The organism is Streptomyces sp. NBC_00158 (assembly GCF_045160885.1).
GTDB lineage: Bacteria > Actinomycetota > Actinomycetes > Streptomycetales > Streptomycetaceae > Streptomyces.
In genome coordinates this window covers 1349532-1364484 of the sequence record NZ_CP108161.1, presented here as the reverse complement: position 1 = coordinate 1364484, position 14953 = coordinate 1349532, and the positions used below count along the sequence as shown (strand labels likewise).

Below are 14953 nucleotides of genomic sequence, written 5' to 3'. Positions count from 1 at the left end.
GCCGCCCGGTGGCCCGTCAGAAGGGGTGCCAGCGGGTTTCCGTGTCGCCTTCGCGGAGGGAGGTCACGCGGCGGCGGAACTCGGCGAGGGCCTTCGGGTTGGCGGGGGCGTGCTGGGCGACCCACGCGCAGCTCGCCGTCTCGCGGGCGCCGCGCAGGACCGCGCAGCCCTCCCACTCGCGGACGTCCCACCCGTACGCCGCCGCGAAGGCCTCGTAGGCGGTGGTGGGCATCCCGTACCGGTCGCGGGACAGGGCCATCACCACCAGGTCGTGTTCCCGCAGGTCGGCGGAGACCGTCTCCAGGTCCACCAGGACCGGCCCGTCCGGGCCCACGTGCACGTTGCGCGGCAGGGCGTCGCCGTGGATGGGGCCGGGGGCCAGGTGCGGGGTGAGCGCGGCGACCTCGCCGGCGTAGGCGTCGCGCCGGGCGCGCAGGTACGCCGCGTCCTCGGGGTCGACGGCCCCGCCGGCCAGCCGCAGCCACCTCTCGACGCCGCCCAGCAGGTCCCGCGCGGGCAGCGCGAAGGAGGGCGCGGGCAGCGCGTGCAGCGGGCGCAGCAGTGCCGCGAGGTCCTCGGGGCCGGCCGGCCGCAGTGGTTCGGGGAGCCGGTGCCAGAGGGTCAGCGGGTGCCCGCCCACCAGCCGGGGTTTCGGTTCGGCGGCCCGGACCGCCGGGATCCCCGCCTCGGCGAGCCAGCCGGCCACCGCGAGTTCCCGCTCGGCCCGTTCCAGCAGGCCCGCCTCGCGGCCCACCTTGACGACCAGGCCGCCGGCTGCGAAGACGGCGTTCTCGCCGAAGGCGAGCAGCTCCGGGCGGTCCGCCCCGATGCCCGAGAGTCCCGCCTGCGCCAGTACGTCCCTGGCCCGCGCCTCGTCCATGCGTTCGTCTCGTCCTTCGCCGGCTGGTCGTGATCCGTGATCCGTGATCCGTGATCCGTGCTCCGTCATCCGTGATCGGCGCCCCGTGATCACCCTGAGTCCGCCCAGTCTCGCATTGCGGGACCCGACGGCCCTTCAGGGGGCGGGAATCGGCCGGTTCATCGATTTTCGGGCGGGAGGGGCTGCTCGGCCGCTTTCCAATTGCACGAGACGTCTCGTCTCGCTATGGTCGAGCCATGACTTCAGCAGCCACGGCCAAGCCCGCACACATCGCCATGTTCTCCATCGCCGCCCCCGGGCACGTGAACCCGAGCATCGAAGTGATCCGGGAGCTCGTCGCCAGGGGCCACCGCGTCAGCTACGCCATCCCCGCCCCCTTCGCCGAGAAGGTCGCCGAGACCGGTGCCACCCCGGTGATCTGGAAGTCCGTCCTGCCCACCGAGGACGAGCCCGAGGCCTGGGGCACCGAGCTGATCGACAACATCGAGCCCTTCCTGAACGACGCCGTCCAGGCGCTCCCGCAGCTCGCCGCCGCCTTCGAGGGCGACGAACCCGACCTCGTCATCCACGACATCACCGCCTACCCGGCGCGCGTCCTCGCCCGCCGTTGGGGCGTCCCCCAGATCTCCCTCTCCCCGAACCTGGTCGCCTGGACCGGCTACGAGGAGGAGGTCGCCGCCCCGATGACGGCACAGCTGCACGCCTCCGAGCGCGGCCGGGCCTACTACGCCCGCTTCCGCGCCTGGCTCGACGAGAACGGCATCGACGAGGACCCCGACCACTTCGTCGGCCGGCCCGCGCGCAGCATCGTCCTGATCCCGCGCGCCCTCCAGCCGTGCGCCGACCGGGTCGACGAGGCCGTCCACACCTTCGTCGGCGCCTGCCAGGGCGACCGCAGCGCCACCCAGGGCACCTGGGAGCGGCCCGCCTCCGCCGAGGGCAAGAAGGTCCTCCTGGTCTCCCTCGGCTCCACCTACACCAAGCAGCCCGCCTTCTACCGCGCCTGCGTCGAGGCCTTCGGCGGCCTCCCCGACTGGCACGTGGTCCTGCAGATCGGCAAGTTCACCGACGAGGCCGAACTCGGCGAGGTCCCCGCCAACGTCGAGGTCCACCGCTGGGTCCCCCAGCTGGACATCCTGCGCCAGGCCGACGCCTTCATCACCCACGCGGGCGCCGGCGGCAGCCAGGAGGGTCTGGCCACCGCCACCCCGATGGTCGCCGTGCCGCAGGCCGTCGACCAGTTCGGCAACGCCGACATGCTCGCCGCCCTCGGCGTCGCCCGCCGCGTCGACACGGAGGACGCGGACGCCACCACCCTCCGCGAGGCCGTCCTCGGCCTGCTCGCCGACCCCGAGGTCGCCCTCCGCGCCGAGGCCGTCCGCGCCGGCATGGCCGCCGAGGGCGGCACGCGCCAGGCCGCCGACCTCATCGAGGCGGCCCTGTCGTAGCCACGGCCTAAGGTGCCGCCATGACCGAGAAGACAGCGAACACCAAGAAGTACGCAGCCCTCCTGCGCGGCATCAACGTCGGCGGGAACAAGAAGGTCCCGATGGCCGAGCTGCGCTCCGTACTGGAGGGCCTCGGCCACGGCGACGTCCGCACCTACCTGCAGAGCGGCAACGCCGTCTTCAGCAGCCCGGAGACCGACCCCACCGCCCTCGCCCGGGGCCTGGAGGCGGCCATCGAGGCCCACTTCGGCTTCCGGGTGCCCTGCCTGGTCGTCGACGGGGACCACCTCGCGGCCGTCGCCGCCGCCTGCCCCTTCCCGGCCGCCGAACTGGAGGGCAAGCAGCTCCACGCCACCTTCTTCTCCGAGCAGCCCGGCCCCGAACGCTTCGCCGCGCTCGACGGCCCCGCGTACCTCCCGGAGGAGTACCGCCTCGGGGACCGCGTCCTCTACCTCTACGCCCCCGACGGCCTCGGCCGCTCCAAACTGGCCGAGGCCCTCGCCCGGCCCGCCGTCGTCAAGGGCCTGGACGTCACCACCCGCAACTGGAACACCGTCGCCAAGCTCGTGGAACTGACCCGCCCCTAAGCCACCGCGTCCAGCAGCGCCAGCTCCCCGTCCGACAGGGACAGCGACGCCGCGTCCAGGTTCTCCGCCAGGTGCGCCGGAGAGCCGGTGCCCGGCGTCGGGCACAGGACCGGCGAACGGTGCAGCAGCCAGGCCAGCGCCACCTGCCCCGGCGTCGCCCCGTGCGCGGCGGCCACCTCGGCGACGGCGGCCGCACCCTCGCGGGTCAGGGCACCGCTGCCCAGCGGGTAGTAGGGCAGGAACGCGATCCCCCGCGCCTCGCACAGCTCCAGCACCTCGGAGGAGGAACGGTCCAGCAGGTTGAACGGGTTCTGCACCGCCGCGACCGGCACCGACTCCAGCGCCACGCGCAGCTGTCCGGCCGTCACGGTGTCCAGCCCGATGTGCCGGATCTTCCCCTCCGCCCGCAACTCCGCCAGCGCGCCCAGCTGTTCGGCCATCGGCACCGCCGGATCGAAGCGGTGCAGCTGGTACAGGTCGATCCGCTCCAGCCGCAGCCGCCGCAGGCTCGCCTCGCACATCCGCCGCAGCTCCTCCGGACGGCCCGCCACGTGCCACTGGTCCGGCCCGGTGCGCACCACCCCGCCCTTCGTGGCGACCACCAGCCGCTCCCCGTACGGGTGCAGGGCCTCCGCGACCAGCTCCTCGGCCAGGCCGGGCCCGTAGTTGTCGGCGGTGTCGACCAGCGTCACGCCCCGCTCCACCGCCGCCCGCAGCAGCTCCAGGGCCTCCGCGCGGCTGCCGCGCGGCCCCCAGTAGCCGGCGCCGACCAGCCCGCCCGTACCGAGTCCGAGGCGGCGTACGGGCAGGTCCCCGCCCAGGGAGAACGTCGAGTCCGTCATGGGCCGACCGTATCCGGGCGTCACGGGTGTGTCAGGCTCGGGGCATGCGTTACATCATCATCGGCGCCGGCGCGATCGGCGCGACCATCGGCGGACGCCTCGCCGGAACGGGCCGGGAGGTCGTCCTCGTCGCGCGCGGCGCGCACGCCGAGGCGCTGAAGAAGGACGGGCTGCGGCTGACCACCGCCGACGGCACCCGCGTCCACCTGCTCCCCGTGGTCACCGGCCCCGCCGAGCTGGGCGAACTGCGCCCGGACGACGTACTGCTGCTCACGGTCAAGACGCAGGACGCCATCGCCGCCCTGGACGCGTGGGGCGACGCCGAGGTCGCCGGCGGCGGTACGGCCGCGCAGCGGCTACCGCTGCTGTGCGCGCAGAACGGCGTGGAGAGCGAACGGCTCGCCCTGCGCCGCTTCTCACGGGTGTACGGGGTCTGCGTCTGGCTCCCCGCCACCTTCCTGGAGCCGGGAGTGGTATCGGCCCTGTGCGCCCCGCTCACCGGGATCCTGCACCTCGGGCGGGCCGCCGGCGGCTCCGACGCGCGGATCCGGGCGATCGCCGCGGACCTCGGCGGGGCGGGCTTCGAGGCACCCGTCGTCGAGGACGTGATGCGGTGGAAGTACGCGAAGCTGCTCGGCAACCTGGGCAACGCCGTCCAGGCGACCACCGGCCCCGAGGCCGACCCGGCCAAGGCGGCCCTGCTGCTGCGGGCGGTCCGGGAGGGCAAGGCGGCCTTCGACGCCGCGGGCATCGGCTACGTCACCGAGGCCGAGCAGTCGGCGGCCCGCGACGGCAAGGTCGACCAGCCGGCGGGCGTACGCGGCGGCTCCTCCTGGCAGAGCCTGGCCCGCGGCACGGGCTCGGTGGAGGCCGACTACCTCAACGGTGAGATCTCCCTGCTGGGCCGCTTGCACGGCGTGCCCACCCCGGTCAACGACGTACTGCGCCACGCGGCGAACATCTTCGCCCGCGAGGGCCTCCCGCCGGGCGCGATGTCCATCGCCGACCTCACGGCCCTGGCCGACGAGGCCGCCGCCCGCGGCTGAGTCCGCCTCAGGCGGTCAGCGCCTCGCGCGGGGCGCGGGCCGGGGCCGCCGTGTCGTAGCGGTGGAGGAGGAGGCGGGCCAGCTCCGGGGTGGCGCCCAGGACGGGCGCGATCACGTCCGCGCCCGCCGCCCCGGCGCCCGCCGCGATGCGGTCCGGGAGGAAGCCCGGGGCGATGACGTACGGGGCCACCGCCACACGGCGGACGCCCTCCGCGCGCAGTGCGCGTACGGCGTCCTCCGTGCGGGGAAGGGCAGCGGAGGCGAACGCAGGCCGCACGGCGCACCAACCGGTGTGCCGCCACTCCCGCGCGATTTCAGCGATCACTGCGATCGCCTCCGGGTCGGTGGAGCCGGCGGACGCGAGGACGACACCGGTCGTCGCGCGGTCCGCCGGGGTGAGGCCGATGCCGGCCTCGGCGAGGCGGCGCTCCAGGGAGGCCACCAGCAGGGGGTGCGGGCCGAGCACGTCCGCGACCCGGACCGAGAGGTCGGGGAGGCGTACGGCCGACTCCGCCAGTACCGCCGGGATGTCGGCCTTCGCGTGGAAGGCCCTGGTGAGGAGCAGCGGCAGGGCCACGACCTCGCGTACGCCCGAGAGGTACAGGGAGGCCAGCGCCTGGGAGACGGTCGGGCCGTTGAAGTCCAGGAAGGCCGTCTCCACCCGGAGCCCCGGCCGCAGCGACCGGGCCCGCCCGACGAGGGCGTGCACGGTCGCCGCGTGCCGCGGATCGCGGCTGCCGTGGGCTATGACCAGAAGTGCGCGGGACATGGGGTGCTCAGCTCTTGACCAGGAGGCCGCGGCTGCGCAGGACCCAGCGCTCGACGGGGCTGAAGATCAGCAGGTCGATGGCGATGCCGACGACCAGGATCAGGATGATCGCGAGGAACACGCCCGGCAGGTCGATGTTGTTGCGGCCGTTCTCCAGCAGCTGGCCGAGGCCGAGGCCCAGGTCGGGGCTGCTGGCGATGATCTCGGCGGCCATCAGGGAGCGCCAGGAGAAGGCCCAGCCCTGCTTGAGGCCGGCGACGTAGCCGGGGAGCGCCGCCGGCAGCACGACGTGCCAGGCGCCGCGCAGGCCGGTGGCTCCCAGGGTGCGGCCGGCGCGCAGGAACAGCGGCGGGATCTGGTCGATGCCGGAGACGAGGCCGTTGGCGATCGACGGCACCGCGCCGAGCAGGATCACCGTGTACATCATGGCGTCGTTGAGGCCGAACCAGAGGACGGCCGGCGGCACCCAGGCCACGGACGGCAGCGACTGCAGGCCCTGGAGGATCGGGCCGATCGCGGCGCGGACGAACTTCACCCGGGCGACGAGCAGTCCGAGCGGGGTGCCGATGGCCAGGGCGAGGAGGAAGCCGAGCAGGCCCCGGGAGACCGAGGTCCAGATGACTTCGAGGAGCGTGCCCTTCAGCCACATCGCGGACAGGCTGTCCCAGACGGCGGACAGGGCGGGCAGCTTCGTCTCGTCGGTGACCTTCAACGAGACGAGGACCTGCCAGACCACCAGGACCAGGCCGACGGCCAGTACCGGCGGCAGGACCTTCTTGGTGAGGACCTCGCGCACCGGGGTGCGGTGGGTCGGGACCGCGTCGAGCGCGTCCAGGCCGGCTTCGAGACCGGCCAGGTCGTCGGTCTTCGCCGTGGCCTTCGGAGTGGTGTCAGTGCTGGCCATGGCGGCGGATCTCCCCACGCAGGTGTTCAGTGATCTCGAGGGACAGCTCGGCGACGTCCGCGTCCTCGATGCGGCGCGGCTGCGGGATGTCCACGGTCCATTCCTTCGCGACCCGCCCGGGGCGGGAGGAGAGGAGGACCACGCGCTGGGCGAGGCGGACGGCCTCGCGCACGTTGTGGGTGACGAAGAGGACGGACAGGCCCGTCTCTTCCCAGATGCGGGTGAGTTCGCCGTGCAGGACGTCGCGGGTGATGGCGTCGAGGGCCGCGAAGGGCTCGTCCATCAGCAGCAGGCGGCTGTCCTGGGCGAGGGCCCGGGCGAGCGCGACGCGCTGGCGCATGCCGCCGGACAGCTCGTGGACGCGCTTGCCGTAGGCGCCGCCGAGGCGGACGAGCTCCAGCAGCCGTTCGGCCTCGGGCTTGCGCTCGGCCTTGGCGACGCCGCGCAGGCGCAGGGCCAGTTCGATGTTCTTGCCCGCGGTCAGCCACGGGAAGAGGGCGTGCTCCTGGAACATCAGGGCCGGACGGCCGGTGGTCTCGATGGAGCCCGCCGACGGCTTGTCCAGTCCCGCGACCAGGTTCAGCAGGGTGGACTTGCCACACCCCGAAGCCCCCAGGAGCGTGACGAACTCTCCGGGAGCGACATCGAGGCTGATGTCGTCCAGGACGAGCTGCGATCCGGCCGGGCCGGAGAAGGACTTCGAGACGTGCTCGATGCGGGCGGCGTGCGTCTGCTCCGCTACCGCGCCCTCGGCAGCCTTGGCGAGAGTGGTGGCCATGGTCGTCACCTCCTGGGGTTGCTGGCTTCTGTGGATCAAAGGGGGCGGGATTACTTGGCGCCGAGACCGGCGTCGGAGACCTGGGGCTTGCCGGCGGCCTTGAGGACCTTGTTGAGGAGCGTCAGGTCGTAGATGCCGGCCAGGTCGGGCTTCTCCAGGAGCTTGGCCTTGACGGCCCAGTCCGACTGCTTCTTCAGCGTCGCGGCCAGCGGGTCGTCGGTGACCGAGATGCTCGGCCACGCCGGGTCGATGACCTTCGGGTCCAGCCCCTTGCCGGTCTCGGCGAGGAGGCGGGCGTTCGCGGAGGCCTTGGCCTTGTCCTGGTTCGAGTGGATCCACTCGTTGGTCTTCACCGTGCCGCGCAGCACGGCCTCGACCACGTCCGGGTGCTCCTTGAGGAACTTCTGCGACACGATGATGTTCGTGATCACGAACTTGTTCTCGGGCCACAGGCTGCCCTCGTCGAGGAGGACGGAGCCGCCGTCGGAGACGAGCTTGGAGGCGGTGGGCTCGGGGACCCAGGCGCCGTCGATGGAGCCCTGCTTGAAGGCGTCCGGGGTGACCTTGTTGTCGGTGCGGACCACGGAGACGTCGCCCTTGCCGGACTCGGGGTCGACCGTCCAGCCCTTCTCCGAGATCCAGTTGAGGAACGCGACGTCCTGCGTGTTCCCCTTCTGCGGGGTGGCGATCTTCTTGCCCTTGAGGTCGTCCAGGGTCTTGATCTTGTCCGGGTTCACGACGAGCTTGACGCCGCCGGAGGCGGAGCCGGAGATGATCCGGAGGTTGGAGCCCTTGGACTTGACGTAGCCGTTGATGGACGGCGAGGGGCCGATGAAGCCGATGTCGAGGGAGCCGCCGTTGAGGGCCTCGATCTCGGACGGGCCGGCGTTGAAGGACTGCGGCTTGACCTTGGTGCCGTTCAGTTCCTTCTCGATCAGGCCTTCCTGGAGGCCGACCAGGGCGGTGGCGTGGGTCAGGTTCGGGAAGTACCCGATGCGGACCTCGGACGCCGAGAGCTTCTTGCCGCCCTCGGCGGCGGCCGGCTGGACGTTCTCGTCGGCGGACTTCCCGGCCTGCGACCCGTAGCCGCAGGAGGCGAGGGCACCGATCAGCAGCGGCAGGGCGGCGACGGCGGCGAGGCCGCGGCGCAGGGTCTTACTCGTGGAACCGGTGGCAGGCACGGGAGGACTTCCTCTCGACGCGCCGTCTGGGTGCTACGGCGCAGGTCTTCGTCTGTGATGCGGGGGCAGGTACGGCTCGGGGGAGGTGCGCACGATGTGCGCGTACGTCATCGCGCACATCGCGCCACTCCTCCCTGGCCGCTGCCGAGGGCGCCGCTGCCTACGCGGCCGCCCTCCTTCGCGAAGGTGGAGTAGATGTCGGCGGGCATCATCAGAAGTCCCAGCCCTCGTCGTCCGCCGCCACGGTCTCGGCCTTGGAGGCGAAGGACTCGCCCGCCATGCCGGCCGCCAGGGTCGTGCCGTCGGCAGGGTCGATCAGCAGGAAGGACCCGGTGCGGCGGGAGTCCGCGTACGCGTCGAGCGCGAGCGGCTCGGCGGTGCGGACGACGACGCGGCCGATGTCGTTGGCCACCAGCTGCCCGGGGTTCGGGTGCTGGGACAGGTCGTCCAGCGTCAGCCGGGAGGGGATCTCCTTGACGATCGCCTTGACCGTTCGCGTCGTGTGCTTGATCAGCACCCGGGCGCCGACGGCCAGCGGCTGGTCCGCCACGTGGCAGACGGTGGCGACGACGTCCTGCGTGGTCGCCGGGGCGCTCGCGGACGGCGCGATCAGGTCGCCGCGCGAGATGTCGATGTCGTCCTTCAGACGCAGGGTCACCGACTGCGGGGCCCAGGCGATGTCCACGGACTCGCCGAGGGCGTCGATGCCCTCGATGACGGAGGTGCGGCCCGACGGCAGGACGGTGACGGCCTCGCCGACGCGCAGGACGCCGGAGGCGATCTGGCCCGCGTAGCCGCGGTAGTCGGGGTGCTCGGCGGTCTGCGGGCGGATCACGTACTGCACCGGGAAACGCGCCGGGCAGGCGGTGAGGTCGTGGCTGACCGGGACGGTCTCCAGGTGCTCCAGCACCGTCGGGCCGCCGTACCAGTCCATGTTCGCGGAGGGCTCGACCACGTTGTCGCCGGCCAGGGCCGAGATCGGGATCGCGGTGATCTCCGGGACGCCCAGCTCGGAGGCGTACGCGTTGAACTCCTCGGCGATCTTCGCGAAGACCGACTCCCGGTAGTCCACGAGGTCCATCTTGTTGACGGCGAGGACGACGTGGGGGACGCGCAGGAGGGCGGCGACTGCGGCGTGCCGGCGGGTCTGCTCGATGACGCCGTTGCGGGCGTCGACGAGGACCACGGCGAGGTCGGCGGTGGAGGCGCCGGTGACCATGTTCCGGGTGTACTGCACGTGCCCGGGGGTGTCGGCCAGGATGAAGCGGCGGCGGGCGGTCGCGAAGTAGCGGTAGGCCACGTCGATCGTGATGCCCTGCTCCCGCTCGGCCCGCAGGCCGTCGGTCAGCAGCGCCAGGTCCGGGGCGTCCTGCCCGCGGTCGGCGGAGACCCGCTCCACGGCCTCCAGCTGGTCCTCCAGGACCGACTTCGAGTCGTGCAGCAGACGGCCCACGAGGGTGGACTTGCCGTCGTCGACGGAACCCGCGGTGGCGAAGCGCAGCAGCGTGGTCGCGCTGAGCTGCTCGGTGGTGGTCGTCATGGTTAGAAGTACCCTTCGCGCTTGCGGTCTTCCATCGCGGCCTCGGACAGCTTGTCGTCGGCGCGGGTCGCGCCCCGCTCGGTGAGGCGGGACACGGCGATCTCGGCGATCACGGCGTCGAGGTCGGCGGCGTCGGAGTCGACGGCGCCGGTGCAGGACATGTCACCGACGGTCCGGTAGCGCACGAGGCGCTTCTCGACCGGTTCGGTGTCCTTGGGGCCGCCCCATTCGCCGGCGGTGAGCCACATGCCGTTGCGCTGGAAGACGTCGCGCTCGTGCGCGAAGTAGATCTCGGGGAGTTCGATGCCCTCGCGGGCGATGTACTGCCACACGTCCAGCTCGGTCCAGTTGGAGAGCGGGAAGACGCGGACGTGCTCGCCGGGGGCGTGGCGGCCGTTGTAGAGCTGCCACAGCTCGGGGCGCTGGCGGCGGGGGTCCCACTGGGAGAACTCGTCGCGCAGGGAGAACACGCGTTCCTTGGCGCGGGCCTTCTCCTCGTCGCGGCGGCCGCCGCCGAACACGGCGTCGAACTTCAGCTGCTGGATCGCCTCGGTGAGGGGCACGGTCTGGAGCGGGTTGCGGACGCCGTCGGGGCGCTCGCGGAGCTTGCCCGCGTCGATGTAGTCCTGGACGGAGGCCACGTGCAGGCGCAGGCCGTGCTCGGCCACCGTCCGGTCGCGGTAGGCGAGGACCTCGGGGAAGTTGTGCCCGGTGTCCACGTGCAGCAGCGAGAACGGCACCGCGGCCGGCGCGAACGCCTTCAACGCCAGGTGCAGCATGACGATCGAGTCCTTGCCGCCGGAGAACAGGATCACCGGCTTCTCGAACTCGCCCGCCACCTCACGGAAGATGTGCACCGCCTCGGATTCGAGGGCGTCGAGGTGCGACAGCGCGTAGGGCGCGTCGGAGCCGGACTCGGTGTGCAGGTGCGCGGCGGTGGTCATGCCAGACCCCTCTCGGTGAGCAGTGCGTGCAGGGCGGAAGCCGACTCCTGCACGGTCTGCGTGTGCGACTCGATACGGAGGTCCGGGTTCTGCGGGGCCTCGTAGGGGTCGTCGACGCCGGTCAGACCGGAGATCTCGCCGGCCGCCTGCTTCGCGTACAGGCCCTTCACGTCACGCTCGGAGCACACCTCGACCGGGGTGGCCACGTGCACTTCGAGGTAGTTCGTGGAAGCGGCGGCGTGCCGCTTCGCGACGGCCTCGCGGCTGTCGGCGAAGGGCGCGATCACCGGCACGAGCGCCTTGACACCGTTGCTCGCGAGGAGTTCGGCGACGAACCCGATCCGCTGGACGTTGGTGTGGCGGTCCTCGCGGCCGAAGCCCAGACCCGCCGAGAGGAACTCGCGGATCTCGTCCCCGTCGAGCACCTCCACCCGGTGGCCCTCGGCACGCAGCCGCTCGGCCAGCGCGTACGCGATGGTGGTCTTGCCCGCGCTGGGCAGACCGGTCAGCCACACCGTGGCTCCCTGGCCGGTCACGCTCATCCGCTTCTCCGTAAGTTCCGTGGTTTCGGTACGTGTTGTGGTCATCAGCCGTGGAGTCCGCACTCGGTCTTGCCGCGTCCGGCCCACCGTCCGGCCCGGGCGTCCTCGCCCTCCGCTACCCGGCGGGTGCAGGGGGCGCAGCCGACGGAGGCGTACCCGTCCATCAGCAGCGGGTTCGTCAGGACCCCGTGCTCGGCGACGTACGCGTCCACGTCGTCCTGCGTCCAGCGGGCGATGGGGGAGACCTTGACCTTGCCCCGCTTCTCGTCCCAGCCGACCACCGGGGTGTTCGCCCGGGTCGGGGACTCGTCACGGCGCAGCCCGGTCGCCCACGCCTCGTACGAGGTCAGACCCTGCTCAAGGGGCTTGACCTTGCGCAGGGCGCAGCACAGGTCGGGGTCGCGGTCGTGGAGCTTGGGCCCGTACTCGGCGTCCTGCTCGGCGACCGACTGGCGCGGGGTCAGCGTGATGACGTTGACGTCCATCACCGCCTCCACCGCGTCCCGCGTGCCGATCGTCTCCTCGAAGTGGTAACCGGTGTCCAGGAACACCACGTCCACACCCGGAGCGACCCGCGAAGCGAGATGGGCGACGACCGCGTCCTCCATCGAGGACGTCACGCAGAACTTCTTCCCGAAGGTCTCCACCGCCCAGCGCAGGACGTCCAGCGCGGAGGCGTCCTCCAGGTCGCGGCCCGCCTGCTCGGCCAGTTCTCTGAGACTCACGTCTTGAGCAGTGGTCATATCTCGTCCCCTCCAGCGGTGTTGGACTGAACACCCCGGGCCAGCAGCCCGAGGTACTTCAGCTGGAAGGCTCGGTTGCAGGCCCTGCATTCCCAGGCGCCGTGACCCGTCTCGTGGGGAAACAGGTCCTCGTCGCCGCAGTACGGGCAGTAGAACGGTGCGGCGCGCTCGCTCATGAGAGGCTCGCGTCGCTGGCGCGGCCGACCCAGGCGGCGAAGCGCTCGCCGTCCTCGCGCTCCTCCTCGAAGCGCTTGACGACCCGCTCGACGTAGTCGGGCAGACCGGCCGAGGTGACCTTCAGGCCGCGGACCTTGCGGCCGAAGCCGGCCTCCAGGCCGAGGGCGCCGCCCAGGTGGACCTGGTAGCCCTCCACCTGGTTGCCGTCGTCGTCCAGGACCAGCTGGCCCTTGAGACCGATGTCCGCCACCTGGATACGGGCGCAGGCGTTCGGGCAGCCGTTGATGTTGATGGTGAGCGGCTCGGCGAAGTCCGGCAGGCGGCGCTCCAGCTCGTCGATCAGCGAGGCGCCGCGCGCCTTCGTCTCGACGATGGCCAGCTTGCAGAACTCGATGCCGGTGCAGGCCATCGTGCCGCGGCGGAACGGGGACGGCTTGACCCGCAGGTCCAGCGCCTCCAGGGCGGCGACGACCGAGTCGACCTGGTCGGCCTCGATGTCGAGGACGATCATCTTCTGCTCGGCGGTGGTCCGCAGGCGGCCGGAGCCGTGCTGCTCGGCGACGTCCGCGATCTTGGTCAGGGTGGCCCCGTCCACGCGGCCGACGCGGGGCGCGAAGCCGACGTAGAACTTGCCGTCCTGCTGCTGGTGCACGCCGACGTGGTCGCGCCACTGGCCGCTGGGCTGCTCCGGGGCGGGGCCGTCGGTCAGCTTGCGCTTGAGGTACTCGTCCTCCAGGACCTGGCGGAACTTGGCCGGGCCCCAGTCGGCGACGAGGAACTTCAGGCGGGCGCGGGTGCGCAGGCGGCGGTAGCCGTAGTCGCGGAAGATCGAGATGACGCCCTCGTAGACGTCGGGGACCTCGTCCAGGGAGACCCAGGTGCCGAGGCGGACGCCCAGCTTGGGGTTGGTGGAGAGGCCGCCGCCGACCCAGACGTCGAAGCCGGGACCGTGCTCGGGGTGGTTCACGCCGACGAAGGCGATGTCGTTGATCTCGTGCGCCACGTCGAGCAGCGGCGAGCCGGAGACCGCGGACTTGAACTTGCGGGGCAGGTTGGAGAAGTCCGGGTTGCCGACGATGCGGCGGTAGATCTCCTCGATGGCGGGGGTGCCGTCGATGATCTCGTCCTCGGCGATGCCGGCTACGGGCGAACCGAGGATGACGCGGGGCGTGTCACCGCAGGCCTCGGTGGTCGACAGGCCGACGGCCTCCAGGCGGCGCCAGATCTCGGGGACGTCCTCGATCCGGATCCAGTGGTACTGCACGTTCTGGCGGTCGGTGAGGTCGGCGGTGCCGCGCGCGAACTCCTCGGAGATCTCGCCGATGACACGGAGCTGCTCGGTGGTCAGCCGGCCGCCGTCGATGCGGACGCGCAGCATGAAGTACTTGTCGTCCAGCTCCTCCGGCTCCAGGATCGCGGTCTTGCCGCCGTCGATCCCGGGCTTGCGCTGGGTGTAGAGGCCCCACCAGCGCATACGGCCGCGCAGGTCGTTGGGGTCGATCGAGTCGAAGCCCGTCTTGGAGTAGATCGTCTCAATGCGCGTCCGCACGTTGAGACCGTCGTCGTCCTTCTTGAACTGCTCGTTGCCGTTGAGGGGCGTGTGGTGCCCGACGGCCCACTGTCCCTCACCGCGGTGACGGCCGGTCTTGCGGCGCGCTGCGGCTGCGGGGGCGGCTGCGGGCGTTTCAGGGGTGGCGGCCATGGCGGGTACGTCCTTCTTCAACGGCTCTAGGTGGAGGCAGGGGGGAGCGGCGGCGCGCCCCTGTCACGCTGGAGTCTCTGAGCAGGTGTGGCCGATTTCCACCCGTATGTCGGGGTTGCCGACAGGCGGGCGGTGGCGTTCGGCCTCAGGGGGCTTGCGGGTGATCGACGCGTCCGCGGCGGCGGGGACTGCGGCGATGTGCGGCGGGTGCTGGTTCCGTCAGCGCGCCGGACAGATGGCGCTGGACATGCGGCCGAGGTCGACGTGCCGCCGACTCACCAAGGCAATTCCAGCTCCATTCATGGCCGAAGCGTGGCATGTGGCGATTGGAGGAGTCCACTACTGTCCACGATCCGGACGAACTCGTCCCGGATCATGAGACCACGTGACCCCGGTCACCTTTTTACGCGCCGCTCGCGCGGTGCGGCCTTACCGGCTTCGGGCCGCTGCGACAGCCTCCGGCCGTCGGTCCTGGGGCGGGGTCGGTTCGGGTGGCCGGGGCCGGTGGCTCGGCTGCGGGTGGGTGGGCCGCTGCGCGGGCTGCTCCCCGCCCCGCCCTTCGCCCGTTCCCCGGGGCTGCGCCCCGGACCCCCTGGGGGCTCCGCCCCCAGACCCTCCCCCAGCGCCTCAAACGCCGACGGGGCTGGATTTGGCCGTCCGGGGCCGGAAAGCGTGGCGGGGCGGGGTCTGCCGGTCGGGGGTGGGGGCGGGGTGGGGTGTCGTCCGGGACTAAAACGAGATGATTTCGGCGCGCGGTACCTCGTACGACCTGATCCGGATCGGGCGCCGAACATCGAAGCCCGTCCCGGACGACACCCCACCCCGTCCCCACCCCCGACCCCGCAGCCACCCCGCCCGCGCCCCCGCCCC

General features: G+C 72.1%; 15 protein-coding genes and 1 pseudogene. 3 read left to right on the top strand and 13 right to left on the bottom strand.

The features are described 5' to 3' along the window. Positions 1-16: 16 nt before the first annotated feature. Positions 17-880 (bottom strand): phosphotransferase enzyme family protein, encoded by an 864-nt coding sequence (locus tag OG553_RS06125; RefSeq protein ID WP_405977995.1) that lies wholly within the window; start codon positions 878-880, stop codon positions 17-19. A gap of 201 nt (positions 881-1081) precedes the next feature. Between OG553_RS06125 and mgt the strand changes: the two are divergent. Together mgt and OG553_RS06115 are read left to right on the top strand one after the other, a co-directional pair. Further along, positions 1082-2328 (top strand): annotated as a pseudogene (mgt, locus tag OG553_RS06120) (macrolide-inactivating glycosyltransferase). Between the two features lie 20 nt (positions 2329-2348). Further along, positions 2349-2915, top strand: a complete 567-nt coding sequence (locus OG553_RS06115; protein WP_405977994.1) for a DUF1697 domain-containing protein — start codon at positions 2349-2351, stop codon at positions 2913-2915. On the opposite strand, the gene OG553_RS06110 is transcribed toward OG553_RS06115, so the two are convergent. Further along, complete coding sequence (locus OG553_RS06110; protein ID WP_405977993.1) at positions 2912-3757, bottom strand: aldo/keto reductase; 846 nt, start codon at positions 3755-3757, stop codon at positions 2912-2914. The genes OG553_RS06115 and OG553_RS06110 overlap by 4 nt on opposite strands. A gap of 44 nt (positions 3758-3801) precedes the next feature. On the opposite strand from OG553_RS06110, the gene OG553_RS06105 reads away from it, so the two are divergent. Beyond that, the gene (locus OG553_RS06105; RefSeq protein ID WP_405977992.1) at positions 3802-4803 is read left to right on the top strand and encodes a ketopantoate reductase family protein; all 1002 of its coding nucleotides are present in this window, start codon (positions 3802-3804) and stop codon (positions 4801-4803) included. A gap of 7 nt (positions 4804-4810) precedes the next feature. On the opposite strand, the gene OG553_RS06100 is transcribed toward OG553_RS06105, so the two are convergent. The 11 genes from OG553_RS06100 to OG553_RS06050 form a co-directional block, all read right to left on the bottom strand. Further along, a complete protein-coding gene (locus OG553_RS06100) occupies positions 4811-5572 on the bottom strand; it encodes a sirohydrochlorin chelatase (protein ID WP_405977991.1) in 762 nt (253 codons plus the stop codon). A gap of 7 nt (positions 5573-5579) precedes the next feature. Beyond that, a complete protein-coding gene (locus OG553_RS06095; RefSeq protein ID WP_405977990.1) occupies positions 5580-6476 on the bottom strand; it encodes an ABC transporter permease in 897 nt (298 codons plus the stop codon). Further along, positions 6463-7254, bottom strand: coding sequence for an ABC transporter ATP-binding protein (locus OG553_RS06090; RefSeq protein WP_405977989.1), 792 nt, complete (start codon positions 7252-7254; stop codon positions 6463-6465). Before OG553_RS06090 ends, OG553_RS06095 begins: the two co-directional genes overlap by 14 nt. Before the next feature lie 50 nt (positions 7255-7304). Next, a complete protein-coding gene (locus OG553_RS06085; protein ID WP_405977988.1) occupies positions 7305-8435 on the bottom strand; it encodes an aliphatic sulfonate ABC transporter substrate-binding protein in 1131 nt (376 codons plus the stop codon). Positions 8436-8646: 211 nt separating this feature from the next. After that, positions 8647-9975 (bottom strand): sulfate adenylyltransferase subunit 1, encoded by a 1329-nt coding sequence (locus OG553_RS06080; protein WP_405977987.1) that lies wholly within the window; start codon positions 9973-9975, stop codon positions 8647-8649. A gap of 2 nt (positions 9976-9977) precedes the next feature. After that, entirely contained in the window at positions 9978-10919 is a 942-nt protein-coding gene (gene cysD, locus OG553_RS06075) for a sulfate adenylyltransferase subunit CysD (RefSeq protein ID WP_405977986.1), read from the bottom strand. Continuing rightward, positions 10916-11506: an adenylyl-sulfate kinase gene (cysC, locus tag OG553_RS06070; RefSeq protein WP_405977985.1), complete on the bottom strand. Its 591-nt coding sequence runs from the start codon at positions 11504-11506 to the stop codon at positions 10916-10918. The genes cysD and cysC overlap by 4 nt, the downstream gene beginning before the upstream one ends. Continuing rightward, positions 11506-12204 (bottom strand): phosphoadenylyl-sulfate reductase, encoded by a 699-nt coding sequence (locus tag OG553_RS06065; RefSeq protein ID WP_405977984.1) that lies wholly within the window; start codon positions 12202-12204, stop codon positions 11506-11508. The genes cysC and OG553_RS06065 overlap by 1 nt, the downstream gene beginning before the upstream one ends. Next, positions 12201-12380: a hypothetical protein gene (locus OG553_RS06060; protein WP_125815005.1), complete on the bottom strand. Its 180-nt coding sequence runs from the start codon at positions 12378-12380 to the stop codon at positions 12201-12203. The genes OG553_RS06065 and OG553_RS06060 overlap by 4 nt, the downstream gene beginning before the upstream one ends. Continuing rightward, a complete protein-coding gene (locus OG553_RS06055) occupies positions 12377-14083 on the bottom strand; it encodes a nitrite/sulfite reductase (protein WP_405977983.1) in 1707 nt (568 codons plus the stop codon). The genes OG553_RS06060 and OG553_RS06055 overlap by 4 nt, the downstream gene beginning before the upstream one ends. A 219-nt stretch (positions 14084-14302) precedes the next feature. After that, entirely contained in the window at positions 14303-14386 is an 84-nt protein-coding gene (locus OG553_RS06050; protein ID WP_312847410.1) for a putative leader peptide, read from the bottom strand. Between the last annotated feature and the right edge of the window lie 567 nt (positions 14387-14953).

Coding starts and splice junctions, on each gene's coding strand:
- OG553_RS06125 (WP_405977995.1), bottom strand. CDS start 880: ATGGACGAGGCGCGGGCCAGGGACGTACTGGCGCAGGCGGGACTCTCG.
- OG553_RS06115 (WP_405977994.1), top strand. CDS start 2,349: ATGACCGAGAAGACAGCGAACACCAAGAAGTACGCAGCCCTCCTGCGC.
- OG553_RS06110 (WP_405977993.1), bottom strand. CDS start 3,757: ATGACGGACTCGACGTTCTCCCTGGGCGGGGACCTGCCCGTACGCCGC.
- OG553_RS06105 (WP_405977992.1), top strand. CDS start 3,802: ATGCGTTACATCATCATCGGCGCCGGCGCGATCGGCGCGACCATCGGC.
- OG553_RS06100 (WP_405977991.1), bottom strand. CDS start 5,572: ATGTCCCGCGCACTTCTGGTCATAGCCCACGGCAGCCGCGATCCGCGG.
- OG553_RS06095 (WP_405977990.1), bottom strand. CDS start 6,476: ATGGCCAGCACTGACACCACTCCGAAGGCCACGGCGAAGACCGACGAC.
- OG553_RS06090 (WP_405977989.1), bottom strand. CDS start 7,254: ATGGCCACCACTCTCGCCAAGGCTGCCGAGGGCGCGGTAGCGGAGCAG.
- OG553_RS06080 (WP_405977987.1), bottom strand. CDS start 9,975: ATGACGACCACCACCGAGCAGCTCAGCGCGACCACGCTGCTGCGCTTC.
- cysD (WP_405977986.1), bottom strand. CDS start 10,919: ATGACCACCGCCGCGCACCTGCACACCGAGTCCGGCTCCGACGCGCCC.
- cysC (WP_405977985.1), bottom strand. CDS start 11,506: ATGACCACAACACGTACCGAAACCACGGAACTTACGGAGAAGCGGATG.
- OG553_RS06065 (WP_405977984.1), bottom strand. CDS start 12,204: ATGACCACTGCTCAAGACGTGAGTCTCAGAGAACTGGCCGAGCAGGCG.
- OG553_RS06060 (WP_125815005.1), bottom strand. CDS start 12,380: ATGAGCGAGCGCGCCGCACCGTTCTACTGCCCGTACTGCGGCGACGAG.
- OG553_RS06055 (WP_405977983.1), bottom strand. CDS start 14,083: ATGGCCGCCACCCCTGAAACGCCCGCAGCCGCCCCCGCAGCCGCAGCG.
- OG553_RS06050 (WP_312847410.1), bottom strand. CDS start 14,386: ATGAATGGAGCTGGAATTGCCTTGGTGAGTCGGCGGCACGTCGACCTC.